This is a genomic window from Mycobacterium sp. 852002-10029_SCH5224772 (genome assembly GCF_001667315.1).
Classification (GTDB): domain Bacteria; phylum Actinomycetota; class Actinomycetes; order Mycobacteriales; family Mycobacteriaceae; genus Mycobacterium.
Genome location: NZ_LZHT01000075.1, coordinates 20732 through 37071 on the forward strand (window position 1 = coordinate 20732; position 16340 = coordinate 37071).

The 16340-nt window shown below is 69.6% G+C and carries 19 protein-coding genes and 1 riboswitch; of the genes, 7 read left to right on the forward strand and 12 right to left on the reverse strand.

The window, feature by feature from the left end; translation table 11 throughout:
• The first annotated feature begins 35 nt into the window (after positions 1-35).
• Positions 36-1373 (forward strand): DUF349 domain-containing protein, encoded by a 1338-nt coding sequence (locus tag A5775_RS12720; protein ID WP_067252561.1) that lies wholly within the window; start codon positions 36-38, stop codon positions 1371-1373.
• Here A5775_RS12720 and A5775_RS12725 read toward each other — a convergent pair.
• The 4 genes from A5775_RS12725 to recA are packed head-to-tail and all read right to left on the reverse strand — an operon-like array spanning position 1370 to position 5134.
• A complete protein-coding gene (locus tag A5775_RS12725) occupies positions 1370-1993 on the reverse strand; it encodes a hypothetical protein (RefSeq protein WP_369827843.1) in 624 nt (207 codons plus the stop codon). The genes A5775_RS12720 and A5775_RS12725 overlap by 4 nt on opposite strands.
• An 8-nt stretch (positions 1994-2001) precedes the next feature.
• Positions 2002-3540: a tRNA (N6-isopentenyl adenosine(37)-C2)-methylthiotransferase MiaB gene (miaB, locus tag A5775_RS12730; RefSeq protein ID WP_067252566.1), complete on the reverse strand. Its 1539-nt coding sequence runs from the start codon at positions 3538-3540 to the stop codon at positions 2002-2004.
• A gap of 60 nt (positions 3541-3600) precedes the next feature.
• Positions 3601-4113 carry a recombination regulator RecX gene (gene recX / locus A5775_RS12735; protein WP_067252568.1) on the reverse strand — a complete coding sequence of 171 codons (513 nt, stop codon included), beginning with the start codon at positions 4111-4113 and terminating at the stop codon, positions 3601-3603.
• A complete protein-coding gene (gene recA / locus A5775_RS12740) occupies positions 4085-5134 on the reverse strand; it encodes a recombinase RecA (RefSeq protein ID WP_067252570.1) in 1050 nt (349 codons plus the stop codon). The genes recX and recA overlap by 29 nt, the downstream gene beginning before the upstream one ends.
• Positions 5135-5302: 168 nt before the next feature.
• A riboswitch (cobalamin riboswitch) is annotated at positions 5303-5437 on the forward strand.
• 40 nt (positions 5438-5477) lie between these two features.
• Between recA and A5775_RS12745 the strand changes: the two genes are divergently transcribed.
• Together A5775_RS12745 and A5775_RS12750 are read left to right on the forward strand one after the other, a co-directional pair.
• Positions 5478-6137, forward strand: a complete 660-nt coding sequence (locus tag A5775_RS12745) for a (2Fe-2S)-binding protein (protein WP_067252572.1) — start codon at positions 5478-5480, stop codon at positions 6135-6137.
• A gap of 45 nt (positions 6138-6182) precedes the next feature.
• A complete protein-coding gene (locus A5775_RS12750; RefSeq protein ID WP_067252808.1) occupies positions 6183-6809 on the forward strand; it encodes a flavodoxin family protein in 627 nt (208 codons plus the stop codon).
• A 10-nt stretch (positions 6810-6819) separates the two neighbouring features.
• On the opposite strand, the gene A5775_RS12755 is transcribed toward A5775_RS12750, so the two are convergent.
• Genes A5775_RS12755 through A5775_RS12765 form a run of 3 tightly spaced genes read right to left on the reverse strand, consistent with a single transcriptional unit; the run spans position 6820 to position 8544 of the window.
• A complete protein-coding gene (locus A5775_RS12755; RefSeq protein ID WP_067252574.1) occupies positions 6820-7026 on the reverse strand; it encodes a DUF3046 domain-containing protein in 207 nt (68 codons plus the stop codon).
• A 29-nt stretch (positions 7027-7055) separates the two neighbouring features.
• On the reverse strand, positions 7056-7328 hold the full coding sequence (locus A5775_RS12760) for a hypothetical protein (RefSeq protein ID WP_067252576.1): 273 nt from the start codon (positions 7326-7328) through the stop codon (positions 7056-7058).
• A gap of 49 nt (positions 7329-7377) precedes the next feature.
• On the reverse strand, positions 7378-8544 hold the full coding sequence (locus A5775_RS12765) for a glycosyltransferase (protein WP_067252578.1): 1167 nt from the start codon (positions 8542-8544) through the stop codon (positions 7378-7380).
• 52 nt (positions 8545-8596) lie between these two features.
• Here A5775_RS12765 and A5775_RS12770 point away from each other — a divergent pair, with 52 nt between their 5' ends.
• Positions 8597-9028, forward strand: coding sequence for a limonene-1,2-epoxide hydrolase family protein (locus tag A5775_RS12770; RefSeq protein ID WP_067252580.1), 432 nt, complete (start codon positions 8597-8599; stop codon positions 9026-9028).
• Between the two features lie 57 nt (positions 9029-9085).
• On the opposite strand, the gene A5775_RS12775 is transcribed toward A5775_RS12770, so the two are convergent.
• The 4 genes from A5775_RS12775 to pgsA form a co-directional block, all read right to left on the reverse strand.
• Complete coding sequence (locus tag A5775_RS12775) at positions 9086-9895, reverse strand: hypothetical protein (protein WP_067252582.1); 810 nt, start codon at positions 9893-9895, stop codon at positions 9086-9088.
• Between the two features lie 9 nt (positions 9896-9904).
• On the reverse strand, positions 9905-10732 hold the full coding sequence (gene pspA, locus A5775_RS12780) for a phage shock protein PspA (protein ID WP_067252584.1): 828 nt from the start codon (positions 10730-10732) through the stop codon (positions 9905-9907).
• A 135-nt stretch (positions 10733-10867) separates the two neighbouring features.
• Positions 10868-11218, reverse strand: a complete 351-nt coding sequence (gene clgR, locus A5775_RS12785; protein ID WP_067252586.1) for a transcriptional regulator ClgR — start codon at positions 11216-11218, stop codon at positions 10868-10870.
• A 116-nt stretch (positions 11219-11334) separates the two neighbouring features.
• Positions 11335-11898: a CDP-diacylglycerol--glycerol-3-phosphate 3-phosphatidyltransferase gene (pgsA, locus tag A5775_RS12790; protein WP_369827844.1), complete on the reverse strand. Its 564-nt coding sequence runs from the start codon at positions 11896-11898 to the stop codon at positions 11335-11337.
• 65 nt (positions 11899-11963) lie between these two features.
• Between pgsA and A5775_RS12795 the strand changes: the two genes are divergently transcribed.
• A complete protein-coding gene (locus A5775_RS12795; protein ID WP_067252811.1) occupies positions 11964-12497 on the forward strand; it encodes an amino-acid N-acetyltransferase in 534 nt (177 codons plus the stop codon).
• A 10-nt stretch (positions 12498-12507) separates the two neighbouring features.
• On the opposite strand, the gene A5775_RS12800 is transcribed toward A5775_RS12795, so the two are convergent.
• Entirely contained in the window at positions 12508-15027 is a 2520-nt protein-coding gene (locus A5775_RS12800; RefSeq protein WP_197512541.1) for a DNA translocase FtsK, read from the reverse strand.
• Positions 15028-15195: 168 nt separating this feature from the next.
• Here A5775_RS12800 and A5775_RS12805 point away from each other — a divergent pair, with 168 nt between their 5' ends.
• Together A5775_RS12805 and A5775_RS12810 are read left to right on the forward strand one after the other, a co-directional pair.
• The gene (locus A5775_RS12805; protein WP_067252590.1) at positions 15196-15510 is read left to right on the forward strand and encodes a putative quinol monooxygenase; all 315 of its coding nucleotides are present in this window, start codon (positions 15196-15198) and stop codon (positions 15508-15510) included.
• The gene (locus A5775_RS12810) at positions 15510-16340 is read left to right on the forward strand and encodes a mycofactocin-coupled SDR family oxidoreductase (protein ID WP_067252593.1); all 831 of its coding nucleotides are present in this window, start codon (positions 15510-15512) and stop codon (positions 16338-16340) included. Before A5775_RS12805 ends, A5775_RS12810 begins: the two co-directional genes overlap by 1 nt.

Genomic DNA, 16340 nt, shown 5'->3' on the forward strand with positions numbered 1-16340 from the left:
CGCGCGGAAGGTTGCGAAAGGGTAGTGACGAGCGCATGACGGCTGACGAGCCTCGCGACGATTCAGCTCGGCCCGTACCGCGTCCGGGACCGCGTCCCGGTCCCCGGCCGGTGAGCTCGGGGTCGCGGCCGGCCGTTCACCCGGTGGTGGTGCCGCCGCCGCCCAGCAATCCGCACGAGTTCGGGCGCGTGGACGACGACGGCACGGTGTGGCTGATCAGCGCGGCCGGCGAGCGTGTCATCGGCTCCTGGCAGGCCGGCGACCGCGAAGCCGCGTTCGCCCACTTCGGTCGGCGGTTCGACGACCTGGCCACCGAGGTCACGCTGATGGAGGAGCGGCTGGCCTCGGGAACCGCGGATGCGCGCAAGATCAAGGCTCACGCCTCCGAGCTGGCCGAAACGCTGCCGACGGCCGCCGTGCTGGGCGATATCGATGCGCTCGCTACCCGGTTGCGCAGCATTGCCGAACACGCCGAGGCGACCGTCGCCGCGGATCGCTCCCGGCGCGAGGAGCATCGGGCCGCCCAGACCGCCCGCAAGGAGGCGCTGGCCGCCGAGGCTGAGGAGTTGGGCGCCACCTCGACGCAGTGGAAGGCGGCGGGCGACCGGCTGCGCGCCATCCTCGATGAGTGGAAGACCATCAGCGGTCTGGACCGCAAAGTGGATGACGCGTTGTGGAAGCGCTACTCCGCGGCCCGGGAGGCCTTCAACCGGCGGCGGGGAGCCCATTTCGCCGAGTTGGACCGGGAACGCTCGAGCATCCGCCAGGCCAAGGAACAGCTCTGCGAGCGCGCCGAGGAGCTGTCCGATTCGACCGATTGGACGGCCACCAGCGCGGAGTTCCGCAAGTTGCTCACCGAATGGAAAGCGGCCGGACGAGCGACCAGGGAGGTCGACGACGCCCTGTGGCGGCGCTTCAAGGCGGCCCAGGACGTGTTTTTCGCCGCCCGCAATGCGGTGACGGCGGAGAAGGACGCGGAGTTCCGCGCCAACGCGACCGCCAAAGAGGAGCTGCTGGCCGAGGCGGAAAAGCTGGACACCAGCAACCACGAGGCCGCCCGGGCGGCGCTGCGCTCGATCGCCGAGAAGTGGGATGCGATCGGCAAGGTCCCGCGGGAGCGCTCCGCCGAGCTGGAGCGGCGACTGCGCGCGGTCGAGAAGAGGGTGCGCGACGCCGGCGAGGCGGGTTGGTCGGATCCCCAGGCGCAGGCCCGGGCCGAGCAATTCCAGGCCCGCGCCGAGCAATACCAGCAGCAGGCCCAAAAGGCCGCAGCGGCGGGCCGGACCAAAGAAGCCGAAGAGGCCCAAGCCAACGCCGAACAGTGGCGGCAGTGGGCGCAGGCGGCCGTCGAGGCCCTGACCCGCAAGTCCTAATTGCCGCCGTCAGGTCCAGTACTGCCGTCGGGATCGCGGGGCCGCCCCGGGGCGCCCGGGTTGTCCAGATCGTCCAGCAGCGAGGTCGACTGCTGCTGCGCGGCGACGCGGCGGCGTTGCTCCTCGGCGGCCAATTGCACGATGGTGCGCGACCACACCACGCGCGCCCAGTGATAGATGAGCAGGAGCACGGTGATCCAGGCGACGATCAGGCCCCACCCCGGCCCCGGATGCCCCGCGGCCACGGTCTGACGCGACCAGATCGCCAGCATGCCCGCGGCGCCCGCGATGGCCGAACCCGCCAGCGCGACCCAGGCCAGCGCCCAGCGCCGGGTCACCAACGCCAGCATCGAGAAACCCACGCCGAACACCAGCGCCAGCCAGGCGAACACCCGCGACGGCAGCGCGACCGCGGCCGCACCGGCGCCGTGGCTGCCGAACAGCACGTCCCAGCCGCGCACATCGCCGGTGTGCGGCAGGATGAACGATCCCAGCAGCACGAACACCAGGATCGACACGAAGAAAGCCCTTGGGCCGGGGTCGATTCCGCGTGCCACCCGGCGTTCGGCGGCCTCGATCTCTGTCCGCAGGGCGCCGAGATGTTCGTCGTCTTTTTTGATCTCTTTTTTCACAGTGCACATCCCAAGGGTTCGGCCGGGCCGACGGGCGGCCCGACGGCCGGCATACCAAGACCGATACCGCGCGGGCGTCGCCCGGCGGCGTGCGCGTCACCGGCGCGGGTGCGGCGATGGGTCAGGATGCCCGCGTCGGCGATGAGGTGGTGGGGCGCGGCCCCGGTGACCACCGTGGTGACCATGTCGCCGGGGCGCGGGTGGGTGTCGGCGGGTGCGTCGACAGCTGGGCCGGCGGCAAAGTGCACCAGCCGGCCGTCGCGGGCCCGTCCGCTCATCCGCGCGGTGGCGGCGTCCTTGCGCCCCTCACCGGTGGCGACCAGCAATTCGACGGTCTGCCCGATCAGGGCGCGATTGCCCTGCAGCGAAATCTCCTCCTGCAGGTCGACCAGGCGCTCATAGCGTTCCTGCACAACGGCTTTCGGTAGCTGCCCGTCGAGTTCGGCGGCGGGGGTGCCGGGCCGCTTGGAGTACTGGAAGGTGAACGCGGCCGAGAACCGGGCCTGGCGCACCACGTCCAGCGTGGCCGCGAAGTCCTCCTCGGTCTCACCGGGAAATCCGACGATCAGATCGGTGGTGATCGCGGCGTGCGGCATGGCGGCCCGGACGCGGTCGATGATGCCGAGGTAGCGCTCGGCGCGGTAGGAACGCCGCATCGCGCGCAGCACCCGGTCGGATCCGGACTGCAGCGGCATGTGCAGGGCGGGACACACATTCGGCGTCTGCGCCATGGCCTCGATGACGTCGTCGGTGAATTCGGCCGGGTGCGGCGAGGTGAAGCGCACCCGTTCCAACCCGTCGATGTCGCCGCAGGCCCGCAGCAGGCGGGCGAAGGCACCGCGGTCGCGGGGCAGCGCGGGGTCGGCGAAGGACACGCCGTAGGCGTTGACGTTCTGGCCCAGCAGCGTGACCTCGAGCACGCCGTCGTCCACCAGCGACGTGACTTCGGCCAGGACGTCGTCGGGGCTGCGGTCGACCTCTTTGCCCCGCAGCGACGGCACGATGCAGAACGTGCAGCTGTTGTTGCAGCCGACCGAGATGGAAACCCAAGCGGCGTAAGCGGATTCGCGCGCACTGGGCAGCGATGACGGAAACTCCTGCAGCGCCTCGGCGATTTCCACCTGGGCGACCTTGTTGTGCCGGGCCCGTTCGAGCAGCGTGGGCAGCGACCCGATGTTGTGGGTGCCGAAGATGACGTCGACCCAGGGCGCCTTGCGCAGCAACGCATCCCGGTCTTTTTGCGCCAGGCAGCCACCCACGGCGATTTGCATCTCGGGGTTACCCCGCTTGCGCGGGGCCAGGTGGCTGAGGTTGCCGTACAGCTTGTTGTCGGCGTTTTCGCGAACCGCGCAGGTGTTGAACACCACCACGTCGGCGTCTCCAAAATCCGAGCCCTCGACCGCCCGCTGATATCCGGCCGCTTCCAGCAGACCCGCCAAGCGCTCGGAATCGTGGACGTTCATCTGGCAGCCGTAGGTGCGGACTTGATAGGTGCGCGCCGATGCGGCGTCCGCCGCCACGGCCTCTCGCACCATCGAAGTCACGGGGCCATGGTACGGCGAGCGGTCGGTACGCGAGAAACCGCACGTCGCGGGCTAGACCCGGCGGCGCTCCCGCTCGGCGGCCAACTCGGCGAACACCACCTCGCACGCCAGGTTCTGGCTGTAGCCACGGCGCGCCAGCATCCCCACCAGCCTGCGCGTCACCCGCGCCTCGTCGGTCAGCGTCTCGCGGCGCAGCTTGGACCGGACCAGCTGCTCGGCCCGGTCCCGCTCGGCGCCGGCGTCGATCCCGGCCAGCGCCGTGGTGATCACGTCGTTGTCGACGCCCTTGGTGTGCAACTCGGCGGCCAAGGCGCGCTTGCTTTTCCCGGCGTGCGCCCGGCGGGACCGCACCCACTGTTGGGCGAAGTCGGTGTCATCGACTAAGCCGACGGAGGCCAACCGGTCGAGCACCCGCTCGCTGACGTCGTCGGGATAACCGCGTTGGGCCAGCCGGCCGTGCAGCTCGGCCCGGGTGCGCGCTCTCGCGGTGAGCAGGCGCAGGCACAACGCCCGCGCCTGCTCTTCGCGGGAGGGCTCAGAAGTCGACGGGGGCGGGGAGGACATCACCGGAGGGGTCATCGGTCATGACCGCGCCAATGCCGAGCTTTTCCTTGATCTTCTTCTCGATCTCGTTGGCCACGTCGTCGTTTTCCATCAAGAAGGTGCGGGCGTTCTCCTTGCCCTGACCGAGCTGCTCGCCCTCGTAGGTGAACCAGGAACCGGACTTGCGGATGAAGCCGTGCTCCACACCCATATCGATCAGCGAGCCTTCCCGGCTGATCCCGTGGCCGTAGAGGATGTCGAACTCGGCCTGCTTGAAGGGCGGCGCCACCTTGTTCTTGACGATCTTGACCCGGGTGCGGTTACCGACCGCGTTGGTGCCGTCCTTGAGCGTCTCGATCCGGCGCACGTCCATGCGCACCGACGCGTAGAACTTCAAAGCCTTTCCACCCGTGGTGGTTTCGGGGCTGCCGAACATCACCCCGATCTTCTCGCGGAGCTGGTTGATGAAGATCGCGGTGGTGCCCGAATTGTTCAGCGCGCCAGTCATTTTCCGCAGCGCCTGGCTCATCAGCCGGGCCTGCAGACCGACGTGGCTGTCACCCATCTCGCCTTCGAGCTCGGCGCGCGGCACCAGCGCGGCCACCGAGTCGATGACCAGGATGTCCAGGGCGCCGGAGCGGATCAGCATGTCGGCGATCTCGAGGGCCTGCTCCCCCGTATCCGGCTGGCTGACCAGCAGGGAATCGGTGTCCACGCCGAGCTTCTTGGCGTAGTCGGGGTCCAGGGCGTGCTCGGCGTCGATGAAGGCCGCGACGCCGCCGGCGGCCTGGGCGTTGGCCACCGCGTGCAGGGCGACGGTGGTCTTACCCGAGGATTCCGGGCCGTAGATCTCCACGACCCGCCCGCGGGGCAGGCCGCCGATGCCCAGGGCCACGTCCAGTGCGATGGATCCGGTCGGGATGATCGAGATCGGCTGACGCGTCTCGTCGCCGAGACGCATCACCGAGCCTTTGCCGTAGCTCTTTTCGATCTGGGCCATCGCCAGTTCGAGAGCCTTTTCGCGATCGGGGGCTTGCGCCATGGTGCCTCTCCTATAGTCGGTGTTCGTCTGACCGGTATCGGTCGGTTGTCGGTGACACTAGGGAAGGCCACCGACAAGTTGACTGGCCGAACGCTCACCACACTAGCCGAACAGGTGTTCGATTCAAGTCTGACACGCCGTCGCCGCCATCGCGTGTGGCAACATCGGCTACCGAAAGGCGTCGACGGGCGTTCCGGCCGGAAAGCCCGAGGAAACCGGTGTGAGTCCGGTGCGGTCCCGCCACTGTGATCGGGCACATCCTGGCCCGAGAGCCAGACACTCGCCGTCGACGCTCCCTCACGACGACTGGGGCGGATTTCCCCAAAGAGGCGGTCGCGAACCCATGGACATCTCCACCGAGCTGGCCGAAATAGCTTCTTACGGAGGATTTTTCGCCCTGACCGTGGGTGGCGACGGGGCAGGATGGCATCCGGTCGAGCAGTCCTACGCCGACGGCTGCGCCGACCTGATCGACGCCACCGTGCGGCGCTACCGCACGACCGACCTGCGGATCGGTGCCTCACTGGTTCACCTGGCCCACGCCACCCGGCTGTGGTCCCCCGTGCTCGGGTGCACGATCGCTCACGGCGTCCTGCCCGACCTCGACAACCTGCAACGCGCCGACGGCGGCGCCCAGCTACGACTGCCCGAACCCCTCGGAAAACCCGCCGATTCACCGGACGCGCTGTACCGCGTCGTGGTGAGCGAGCACATGCGTCCGCTCGCCGCCGGCCTGCCGGTCAAACTGGCGCCCGCGCTGCTCGCGGGCAACATTGCCTCCGCACTGGTGGGAGCCGCGCGGGCACTGCAGTCGGTGCGGCCCGACCTGCGCTGCGCGATCGTCGAGACGACCCGGTCCCTGCTGGACACCGGCGTGCTCGCCGGATCCGGCGTGATCACCGGCCAGCGGCTGGACTTCCGGCGCCACAGCTGCTGCCTGTTCTATCGGCTGCCCGGGGGTTCTCTGTGCGGCGACTGCGTGCTGCACCGGACGTGCCGGTAGGGCCGGGCGTCGTTTGGCGTTTCCCCGCCGGGGTATGTGGCCACCATGTCCTCACCCGCACCGCAATCCCTGCGCGCCATCGCACTGGTCTGCTCGTTGAAGAAGAGCCCGGCGCCGTCCAGCAGCGAGCTGATCGCCGGCCAGTTGCTCGATCAGCTGCGCGGCGCGGGCGTCGAGGGCGAGACCGTCCGGTGCGTCGACCTGGCGCTGCTGCCCGGCGTCGAGGCCGACATGGGACCGGGCGACGAGTGGCCGGCGCTGTTGACCAAGATCAAATCGGCGGACATCGTCATCGTGTCAACGCCCACCTGGGTCGGTCACATGTCCAGCGTCGCGCAGCGGGTCCTGGAGCGCCTCGATGCCGAGCTGTCCGACACCGACGACGCGGGACGCCCGCGGATGGTGGGCAAGGTGGCTCTGGCGGCGGTCGTGGGCAACGAGGACGGGGCGCACAAGATCGTTGCCGACCTGTTTCAGGCGCTCAACGACATCGGGTTTTCGATCGCCGCGCAGGGCTGCACCTATTGGAACGGCGAGGCCATGCAGGGCACGGACTACACCGACCTCGACGACGTCCCGGAGGCTGTCGCGTCCGCCACCGAGAATGCGTCCCGCAACGCCGTGCACCTGGCCACCGCGCTGCGGCAGAACCCTTATCCGGCATACGAATAACGCGCGCGGATCACCACTGCTCGTGGGGCACGTCGAAGTCGACGCACAACGCCCGCCAGATGTCGCGGGGCTCGATGCCCTCCTCGATGGCCTGGGCGGCCGTTCGACCGTCGAAGCCGGTCAGCACGTGGTCGGCCAGCACCGACGAGCCGTAGGTGGTGCCGAAACGCAGGACTACCCGCTCGTGAAACTCCGTTAGCCGCACGCCAGTGAACATACCCAGCGGCCAGCGATCGTGAACGCGGGTTACCGCCAGCTGGCCGGCAGGTCGACGATGTGGTTGGGGCAGTCCTCCTGGACCGCGATGGACATGATGTCGCGGGCGCGTTGCGCCGACATCGTGGCGCGCAACTGCATGAAGGCGTATTCGGCCGGCGCGAGTCCCTGTTCAGCGGCGGCCGGATCGTCCATCAGCTGGCAGGCCTGCCGCTCCGCGGGGCTGTCGGCGCGCGCGACGCTTGTTCCGAACACCGAGCCCGCCATTAGGGCGCCGGCGGCGATTGTCGTGATGACCCTCATTGCGCGCCTCCCGCCGAAGCATAGGACGGCCCGGGCGGTGCGTGGCGGATCATCCGGGCACTGCCAGCGCCTCGCGGCACACCCGGACCGGATCGGCGACGTCGGCGACGCCGGCGGCGGCCCGAAGTGCAGCGGCCCGGTAGCCGGGCGATGCCAGCACCTCGTTGACCGCGGCCACCAGCGCGTCGGCGGTCAGCGGCCGGACCAGCCGCGCGCTGCCCTGGCGGACGATGCGGTTGGCGATCTCCCACTGGTCCCCGCCGCCGGGCACGGCCACCAGCGGCACCCCCGCCAGCAGCGTCTTGGCCACCATTCCGTGTCCACCGCCGCAGATCACCACGTCGGCGTGCGTCAGCAACTCCGCCTGGCTGCCCAGCCCGACCACCGCCCACGGCGGCACCGCCAAGTCCGCGCCGCCCAGCCGCGAGACCACCACCCGCGCCCCCGCCGGCAGCGTGTCCCCCGGCGTCAGGCAGGCCAGCGCCACCTCGGCCAGCCCCTCGGTGCCGGTCAACGCGGTCGACGGCGCGACCACCACCACCGGCCCGGATCCCTCGGGGATTTCCAGCACCCGATCGGTCGGCTCGAAGTGCAGCGGACCCACCACCACCGCCTCCGGCGGCCAGTCCGGCCGGGGCACCTCGCAGGCGGGCAGCGTGGCGATCAGCCGTCGTAGCGGTCCGGGGTCCTCGGCCGGCAATCCGATCTCGGCCCGCACCGCCGCGCGCTGCCGCAGGCCCGCCCGCCAGGAACGCGCGGTGAGCGCGCGCATCGCGGCGTCGCGCAGCCGGCCCTGGACGCCGGTGCCGGGCGTCAGCCCGCTGCCGATCGGTGGCAGGCCTTTCGACGGCAGATACAGCGGATGCGGGTTGAGTTCGACCCACGGGATCCCCAGCAGCTCGGCGGCCATACCGCCGCCCGCGGTGATGACGTCGGACACCACCAGGTCGGGCGCCAGGTCGCGCAGCGCGGGGACGTTGAGCACGGCCATCCGTGCCGCGCGCCGGTGGATCCTGGCCCCGGCGTCGACGTCGTCGTCGGTGGCGATCAGCCCGTCCAGCGCGACGGCGTCGATGCCGGCGCCGTCGGCGGTGTCGATCCATTCGGCGCCGGTGAACAGCGTGGCCTCATCGCCCGCCTCGGCAAAGCGCCGGCACAGCGCGAGCGCCGGGAACGAATGCCCGGGATCCGGCCCGGCGACCACGGCGACACGCATCGGGGTTACCCTGCCACAGCGCCCGGCCGCCACGCTCGCCTACGCTGGCAAGATGACCGAGCTGACTGGGACAACCGCTGCGAACACCCGTACGGTCGAAGGATTCCTGAACGCGCTGCAGGACGCGGACTACGACGCCGCCGACGCCGCGCTGGCCGACGACCTCGTCTACGAAAACGTCGGCCTGCCGACCATCCATGGCCGCGCCCGGGCCATGAAGCTGTTTCGCCAGATGGAAGGCCGCGCGGCCTTCGAGGTGAAGATCCACCGCATCGCCGCCGACGGCGGCGCGGTGCTCACCGAACGCACCGATGCGCTGATCTTCGGCCCGCTGCGGCTGCAGTTCTGGGTGTGCGGCGTGTTCGAGGTCCACAACGGGCGAATCACGTTGTGGCGGGACTACTTCGACTTCTTCGACATGCTCAAGGCCACCGCGCGTGGCCTGGCGGCGCTGGTGCTGCCGTCGCTGAAGGCGACGTTGTAAGCGCGACGCCCGCATGCATCAGTCGTACATCGAGCGCTACGGCCCGCGCCCGGAAGGCTAGCCGGCGCCGCGCAATCCGCCGAGTTCGTCGAACGCCTGCGCCCAACCGACCAGGCGGTCGGTGGCCCCGGCCAGCTCGGCGCGGTAGCGCTGCGATTCGATGAGCCCGTCACCGTTTGCCGACGACACCAATTGCGCTGCGGCGGTGACCATTTCGTTGTACTGACGGACGCCGGCGCTCAGTTGGGCCGTGAACGCGTTGATGGTCGGCACCAGGTACGACCGGGACTGTTCGTTTGCCTGCGCCGCCCGCTCCATCGACACCACCTGCGCGGCGGTGGACGCCATGGCCGCGGAGGTTTTGGTGGCGGCCGCGGTCAAGTCGCGGATCTCGGCCGTCGGCAACATCGCGCCCCGCTCCAGCACGGCCACCAGCGAGAAAAATCCGCGCTCGGAGGCGCCCAGCGCGTACATGGCGGGGCGTGCCGCCGAACCGGGCGGCGGCAGCCGGCGCGCGTTCGTGGTCCGGGGCACCGGCAGTGGCTCGGACCGCAGCCAGCGGTAGCGCAGCAGCAACAAGGTGGCCGGGATGGCCATGACGACCGCGACGCCGCCGGTGATTTCCAGCAGCAAGGCGAACCACCCCCAGGCCGCGAGCAACATCGTCACCACGGCCCAGAACAGGCACCCGGCGCCGAATATCAGGCCCCACCGCAGCGCGCGCCGACGGCGCCGCAACTGGCGTGCGCGCGGATCCGCGGCCGCGCTGATCCTGCGGGCCAGCAGGTCGGAAAGGTCGGCGGCGGTGGCCAATCCGCGGTGCAGCAACCCGCGCCAGAGGCCGGGCCGCGGCGCGTTCACCGCCATGGCGCCGGGCTACTGGCCAAGTGGCTTCTCGCTGACCGCGCCTCCGGCGCTCTCCGCGGGCGCGGGAGTGACGGGAGTGGAGCCGGCCGCGGGTGTCCCCCCGGTCGGCAGGGCCTCGCCGCGCATGGAGGCGCGGATCTGCTCGAGGCGGGAATGGCCGGCCATCTGGACGCCGGCCTGCTCGACCTCGAGCATTCGGCCCTGCACCGAGCCCTGGGCCAGCTCGGTGGCGCCGATCGCGTTGGCGTACCGGCGCTCGATCTTGTCGCGCACCTCGTCGAGGCTGGGGACGTTGCCGGGGGCGGCCAGATCGCTCATCGACTGCAGCGAGGCGCTGACCTGCTCCTGCATCTTGGCCTGCTCGAGCTGGCTGAGCAGCTTGGTGCGCTCGGCGATCTTCTGCTGCAGCACCATGGCGTTCTGTTCGACCGCCTTCTTGGCCTGGCCGGCCGCGTTCAGCGCCTGATCGTGCAGCGCCTTGAGGTCTTCGACGCTTTGCTCGGCGGTGACCAGCTGGGCGGCGAACGCCTCGGCGGCGTTGTTGTACTCGGTGGCCTTGGCGGTGTCGCCGCCGGCCGTGGCCTGGTCGGCCAGCGTGAGGGCCTGGCGCACATTGACCTGCAGCTTTTCCACGTCCGCCAGCTGTCGGTTGAGCCGCATCTCGAGTTGCCGCTGGTTGCCGATGACCTGCGCGGCCTGCTGGGTCAGCGCGTGGTGCGTGCGTTGCGCTTCCTCGATGGCCTGCTGGATCTGCACCTTGGGGTCGGCATGCTCGTCGATCTTCGCGTTGAACAGCGCCGTGAGGTACTTCCACGCCTTGACGAACGGATTGGCCATGAGTTAGCTCCACCTTCGCTTCTTGAGGGGCCGGATGGTTCCGGATCGACCCTGGCGGGCCCTGCGCCTGACGCTCAATTTAATGGGTTGGCGCCGATCGCCCCACCCCTTACGCGGGATCGGGCCGCCTGAGGCTCAGGCCAGCGCGAGCGACGCCACCGGCGGAATGACGACCTTGGTGCTGACGTCGATGCTGGTGCCGGCCGCCGCCTCGGCGGGCGCGCCGACGGCCGCGCGTTCGTGGGCCCTTTCCTGGCCGGCCATCCGCTCACCGGCGTGGGTCAGCACTGACGACAACGGGACGCACAACGCGTCGCAGATCGCGTTGAGCAGTTCGCTGGACGGCTCCTTGCGGCCGCGCTCCACCTCGGACAGATACCCGAGGCTCACTCGCGCCGAATCGGACACCTCACGCAGCGTGCGGCCCTGTGTCGTGCGGGCTTCGCGCAGCACGTCGCCGATGACCTCGCGCACCAATGACGGCATCCCGCCCCTCCTTCGTCCAGTCGGCCCTGCGCGGCACGTAGGAAGCTTGCCTCCGGCAGGTGCTCATTAGGTGAACGCCGCCAGCGGTGCTCTGGTTCCCGTTCGGAGCCCTGAAATCAGCCGTTCGTCCGGCGCACTTCCCGGACGGTCGACACCACGTAGTCGATCCCGGTGATCACCGTCAGCACCACCGCCGCGGCCATCACGACGGCCGCGGTCACCCGGAACGGCCCCGCCAGCGGCAGGACGAACAATCCGATCGCCAACACCTGCACCACGGTCTTGACCTTGCCGCCCCAACTGGCCGGGATGACCCCGCGGCGGATCACGGCCAACCGCAGGACGGTGACCCCGACTTCGCGGGCCATGATCACCACGGTGACCCACCACGGCAGCTCGCCGAGCATCGACAGCCCGATCAGCGCCGACCCGACCAGCGTCTTGTCGGCGATCGGATCGACGAACGCGCCGAATTCGGTTGCCATGCCATAGTTTCGGGCCAGCAGACCGTCCAGCCGATCGGTGATGCAGGCCACCGCGAAGATCAGGAATGCCACCACCCGCAGGCCGGCTTGCTGGCCGTCCCCGGCGAACAGTGCGAGCAGGAAGACCGGCACCAGGACCAGCCGCAACAGCGTCAGCGTATTGGCGAGGTTGGCGATGTTCGCGCGGCCGACCACCGGACCCGTCTGCGGCTGCCACGACACGGCAACAGAATAACCGTTGACCAGCGCCGCCGTGCCCGATGTCGATACTGTTAGCCGTGAGCACAAGTCCACCGGGCTACCGGCCGCTGGTTCGGCGAGCGCGAACGTCCGATGTTCCCGCCATCAAGCAGCTGGTCGACACGTACGCGGGAAAGATCCTGCTCGAAAAGAATCTTGTGACGCTCTACGAGGCCGTTCAGGAGTTTTGGGTGGCCGAGCATGAGGGCCGCGTGGTCGGTTGCGGGGCGCTGCACGTGCTGTGGGCCGACCTCGGCGAGGTGCGTACCGTCGCGGTCAACCCGGCGATGACCGGCCACGGCATCGGCCACGCGATCGTCGACCGGCTGCTGGTAGTCGCCCGCGAGCTGGCGCTCAAGCGGCTGTTCGTGTTGACGTTCGAGACCGAGTTCTTCGCGCGGCACGGGTTCACCGAGATCGAGGGAACGCCGGTCACCGCCGAGGTGTTCGAGGAGATGTGCCGCTCGTACGACATCGGTGTGGCCGAGTTCCTGGACCTCAGCTACGTCAAGCCGAACATCCTGGGCAACTCCCGGATGCTGCTGAGGCTGTAACCGGCGAGCGCTATTCGGGGTCGCCGCCGTCGGCGTCGCTGCCACCCCTGATCAACGCCAGCGTTCCCGCCAGTTCGTCGGGCTTGACCAACACCTCGCGCGCCTTGGACCCTTCCGACGGCCCGACGATGCCGCGGGTCTCCATCAGGTCCATCAGCCGGCCGGCCTTGGCGAAGCCGACGCGCAGCTTGCGCTGCAGCATCGAGGTGGAGCCGAATTGGCTGGACACCACCAGCTCGACGGCCTGCAGGAACACGTCCATGTCGTCGCCGATGTCGGGGTCGACGTCGGTGCGTTCGCCGGTGGGCTTGGCGTTGGTGACGCCCTCGGTGTACTCGGGTTCGGCCTGGTCCTTGCAGGCGGTGACGACGGCGTGGATCTCCTCGTCGGTGATGAAGGCGCCCTGCAGCCGGATGGGTTTGTTGGTGCCCATCGGCAAAAACAGGCCGTCGCCCATGCCGATCAGCTTTTCCGCGCCGGCCTGGTCCAGGATCACCCGGCTGTCGATGAGCGATGACGTGGCGAACGCCAGCCGGGACGGCACGTTGGTCTTGATCAGCCCGGTGACCACGTCCACCGACGGGCGCTGGGTGGCCAGCACCAGGTGAATGCCTGCGGCGCGGGCCTTCTGGGTGATCCGCACGATGGCGTCCTCGACGTCGCGCGGCGCGGTCATCATCAGGTCGGCCAGCTCGTCGACGATCGCCACCACGTACGGGTAGGGCCGGTACTCGCGCTGGCTGCCCAGCGGCGCCGTGATGGCCCCGGAGCGCACCTTGTCGTTGAAGTCGTCGATGTGCCGGACCCGCGACGCCTGCATGTCCTGGTAGCGCTGCTCCATCTCCTCGACCAGCCAGGCCAGCGCGGCCGCCGCCTTCTTGGGCTGGGTGATGATCGGGGTGATCAGATGCGGAATACCTTCGTACGGCGTGAGTTCCACCATCTTCGGGTCGATCAGGATCATCCTGACCTCTTCCGGGGTGGCGCGGGTCAGCAGCGAAATCAGCATCGAGTTGACGAAGCTGGACTTGCCGGATCCGGTGGAGCCGGCAACCAGCAGGTGCGGCATCTTGGCCAGGTTGGCCGAAATGAAGTCGCCCTCGATGTCCTTGCCCAGCCCGATGACCAGCGGGTGGTGGTCGCGCCGGGTCGACGGATCGGTGAGCACGTCGGCCAGCCGCACCATTTCGCGGTCGGTGTTGGGTACCTCGATGCCCACGGCGGACTTGCCGGGGATGGGCGCGAGCATGCGCACGCTCTCGGTGGCCACCGCGTAAGCGATGTTCTTTTGCAGCGCGGTGATCTTCTCGACCTTCACCCCCGGGCCCAGCTCGACCTCATAGCGGGTGACGGTCGGCCCGCGGGTGCAGCCGGTCACCGCCGCGTCCACCTTGAACTGGGTCAGCACCTCGGTGATGGCGTCGGCCATGACGTTGTTGGCGGCGCTGCGCTTCTTGGGCGGGTCCCCCGCGACCAGCAGACCCAGCGACGGCAGCGTGTAGGGCCCCTCGACGACGCGGTCCAGCTCGATGGTGGCCTGCTTGTCCGCCGACCGCCCGCGCTTGCGGCCCCGCGCCGCGCCGGGTTCTGAGCCGGGTTCCAGGGCCGGTTCGGGAACCGTGGGGATGTCGTCCTGCAGTGCGGCCTGGGCGTCGTCGTCGGGCGACCACGGCGCCGGCTCGTCGTCCGGCGCCGACGATGCCTCGTCGTAGTAATCCCCGTGGGCGGGTTCGACGCCGTCGTCGAATTCGTCGGCGTAGTCGTACGGCTCGTCGTCGTAGTCCTCGTCGACGAACCGAGTGTGGAACAGGTTGCGCATCACCACGGGCACCTCGCGGATGGTGGTGCCCGTCAGGAGCAGCAGGCCGAACATGAACCCGATGAACAGCAGCGGCGCCGCGATCCAGGGAGTCAGCCCGTCCGACAGCGGCCCACCGATGGCGAAGCCGATGAATCCCGCCGCGCGGCGGCGCGCCTCCGGGTCTCCCGGCGAACCGGACCACAGGTGGCGCAGGCCGAGCACCGACAGCGTGATCAGGCTGGCGCCCAGGATCAGCCTGGGGCGCACCTCGGGGTCGGGCTCGGTCCGCATCAGGGTCACCCCCACCGCGGCGGTGACCACCGGCAGCGCCAGCACACCGGCGCCGAGAAAGGTCCGCAGCAGGGTGTCGACCCACGCCCCGACCGGGCCGGCCGCGTGGAACCACGAGCTCGCGGCGACCACCACGGAAAAGCCCAGCAAAAGCAGCGCGATTCCGTCGCGGCGGTGTCCGGGATCGATGTCGCGAGCGCGCCCGATCGACCGCGCCGCGCCGCCGGTCCCCCGCGCGGCCATCAGCCAGGTGGCGCGCAGGGCGCGGCCGCAGGTCAGCCCGATTCCGACCAGCGGCGAGCGGTTCCGGCGCCGAGCGGGTTTGCTGGGCTTCCTGCGGGGCGCCGCTGGTCGCGCGCCGCGGGGCCGGCTGGCACGCGAAGTGGCCTTTGACCTGCTCGTTCGGCTTCCGGAGCGGGCGGCGGTCTTACTGGGCATGACGGCAAGGGTAGTCGCAACGGCATCATCTACACCACCCGCCACACTGGTAACCGCCCGGCTTGTGAGGCATGGGGCGGATCGGCCGCACAGCTGCGTGAGTAGGGTGACAATCCGGTGCGAGAAGTCGTGCTCGTCACCCGTCCCGGAGCGCCCAGGAGGCCATCAATGCCCGTTGTCGTCGTCGCCACCATGACCGTCAAACCGGAATCGGTCGACACCGTTCGCGACATCCTGACCCGCGCCGTCGCAGAGGTGCACGACGAACCCGGCTGCCAGCTGTACTCGCTGCACCACTCCGGCGAGACCTTCGTCTTCGTCGAGCAATGGGCCGATGAGGAGGCGCTCAAAGCGCACAGCACCGCGCCGGCGATCGGCAAGATGTTCAGCGCGGCCGGCGAACACCTCGACGGCGCCCCCGACATCAAGATGTTGCAGACGATCTCGGCGGGTGATCCGGCCAAAGGACAGTTGCGTCCCTGATGGCCCCCTCGCCGGACGGCCCACTGAAAGGGAAGGTCGCCTTCATCACCGGCGCGGCCCGCGGGCAGGGGCGCGCGCATGCGGTGCGGCTGGCCGCCGACGGCGCCGACATCATCGCCGTCGACCTGTGCGACCAGATCGCCAGCGTCCCCTACTCGCTGGCCACGCCGGAGGACCTGGCGGCCACCGTGAAGCTCGTGGAGGACACCGGATCGCGCATCGTGGCCGCTCGTGGCGACGTCCGGGACCGCGAATCGCTGTCCGCGGCCCTGCAAGTGGGCCTCGACACGTTCGGCCGCCTCGACATCGTGGTGGCCAACGCGGGGATCGCTCCGATGCAATCCGGTGACGACGGCTGGCGCGACGTCATCGACGTCAACCTCACCGGCGTCTACCACACCATCAAGGCCGCGATACCCACGATGGTCAAGCAGGGCACCGGCGGGTCGATCGTGTTGATCAGCTCCAGCGCGGGGCTGGCCGGCGTCGGCAGTCCGGACGCGGGTTCCGTGGGCTACGCCGCCGCCAAGCACGGGGTCGTCGGGTTGATGCGGATTTACGCGAATCTGCTTGCCGGGCAGATGATTCGGGTCAACTCGATTCATCCTTCGGGTGTCGAGACGCCGATGATCAACAACGAGTTCACTCGCGAATGGCTGGCCAAGATGGCCGCCGCAACCGACACCCCCGGCGCCATGGGCAACGCCATGCCGGTGGAGGTGCTGGATGCGGAGGACATCGCCAACGCGGTGGCCTGGCTGGTATCCGATCAGGCCCGCTACATCACGGGTGTCACCTTGCCGGTCGACGCGGGCTTTTTGAACAAGTAG

Excerpts from the sequence above, each read along its gene's own strand:
- A5775_RS12720 (WP_067252561.1), top strand. The coding sequence starts at position 36 with ATGACGGCTGACGAGCCTCGCGACGATTCAGCTCGGCCCGTACCGCGT.
- miaB (WP_067252566.1), bottom strand. The coding sequence starts at position 3,540 with ATGGTGCGAGAGGCCGTGGCGGCGGACGCCGCATCGGCGCGCACCTAT.
- recX (WP_067252568.1), bottom strand. The coding sequence starts at position 4,113 with ATGTCCTCCCCGCCCCCGTCGACTTCTGAGCCCTCCCGCGAAGAGCAG.
- recA (WP_067252570.1), bottom strand. The coding sequence starts at position 5,134 with ATGGCGCAAGCCCCCGATCGCGAAAAGGCTCTCGAACTGGCGATGGCC.
- A5775_RS12745 (WP_067252572.1), top strand. The coding sequence starts at position 5,478 with ATGGACATCTCCACCGAGCTGGCCGAAATAGCTTCTTACGGAGGATTT.
- A5775_RS12750 (WP_067252808.1), top strand. The coding sequence starts at position 6,183 with ATGTCCTCACCCGCACCGCAATCCCTGCGCGCCATCGCACTGGTCTGC.
- A5775_RS12755 (WP_067252574.1), bottom strand. The coding sequence starts at position 7,026 with ATGTTCACTGGCGTGCGGCTAACGGAGTTTCACGAGCGGGTAGTCCTG.
- A5775_RS12760 (WP_067252576.1), bottom strand. The coding sequence starts at position 7,328 with ATGAGGGTCATCACGACAATCGCCGCCGGCGCCCTAATGGCGGGCTCG.
- A5775_RS12765 (WP_067252578.1), bottom strand. The coding sequence starts at position 8,544 with ATGCGTGTCGCCGTGGTCGCCGGGCCGGATCCCGGGCATTCGTTCCCG.
- A5775_RS12770 (WP_067252580.1), top strand. The coding sequence starts at position 8,597 with ATGACCGAGCTGACTGGGACAACCGCTGCGAACACCCGTACGGTCGAA.
- A5775_RS12775 (WP_067252582.1), bottom strand. The coding sequence starts at position 9,895 with ATGGCGGTGAACGCGCCGCGGCCCGGCCTCTGGCGCGGGTTGCTGCAC.
- pspA (WP_067252584.1), bottom strand. The coding sequence starts at position 10,732 with ATGGCCAATCCGTTCGTCAAGGCGTGGAAGTACCTCACGGCGCTGTTC.
- clgR (WP_067252586.1), bottom strand. The coding sequence starts at position 11,218 with ATGCCGTCATTGGTGCGCGAGGTCATCGGCGACGTGCTGCGCGAAGCC.
- A5775_RS12795 (WP_067252811.1), top strand. The coding sequence starts at position 11,964 with ATGTCGATACTGTTAGCCGTGAGCACAAGTCCACCGGGCTACCGGCCG.
- A5775_RS12800 (WP_197512541.1), bottom strand. The coding sequence starts at position 15,027 with ATGCCCAGTAAGACCGCCGCCCGCTCCGGAAGCCGAACGAGCAGGTCA.
- A5775_RS12805 (WP_067252590.1), top strand. The coding sequence starts at position 15,196 with ATGCCCGTTGTCGTCGTCGCCACCATGACCGTCAAACCGGAATCGGTC.
- A5775_RS12810 (WP_067252593.1), top strand. The coding sequence starts at position 15,510 with ATGGCCCCCTCGCCGGACGGCCCACTGAAAGGGAAGGTCGCCTTCATC.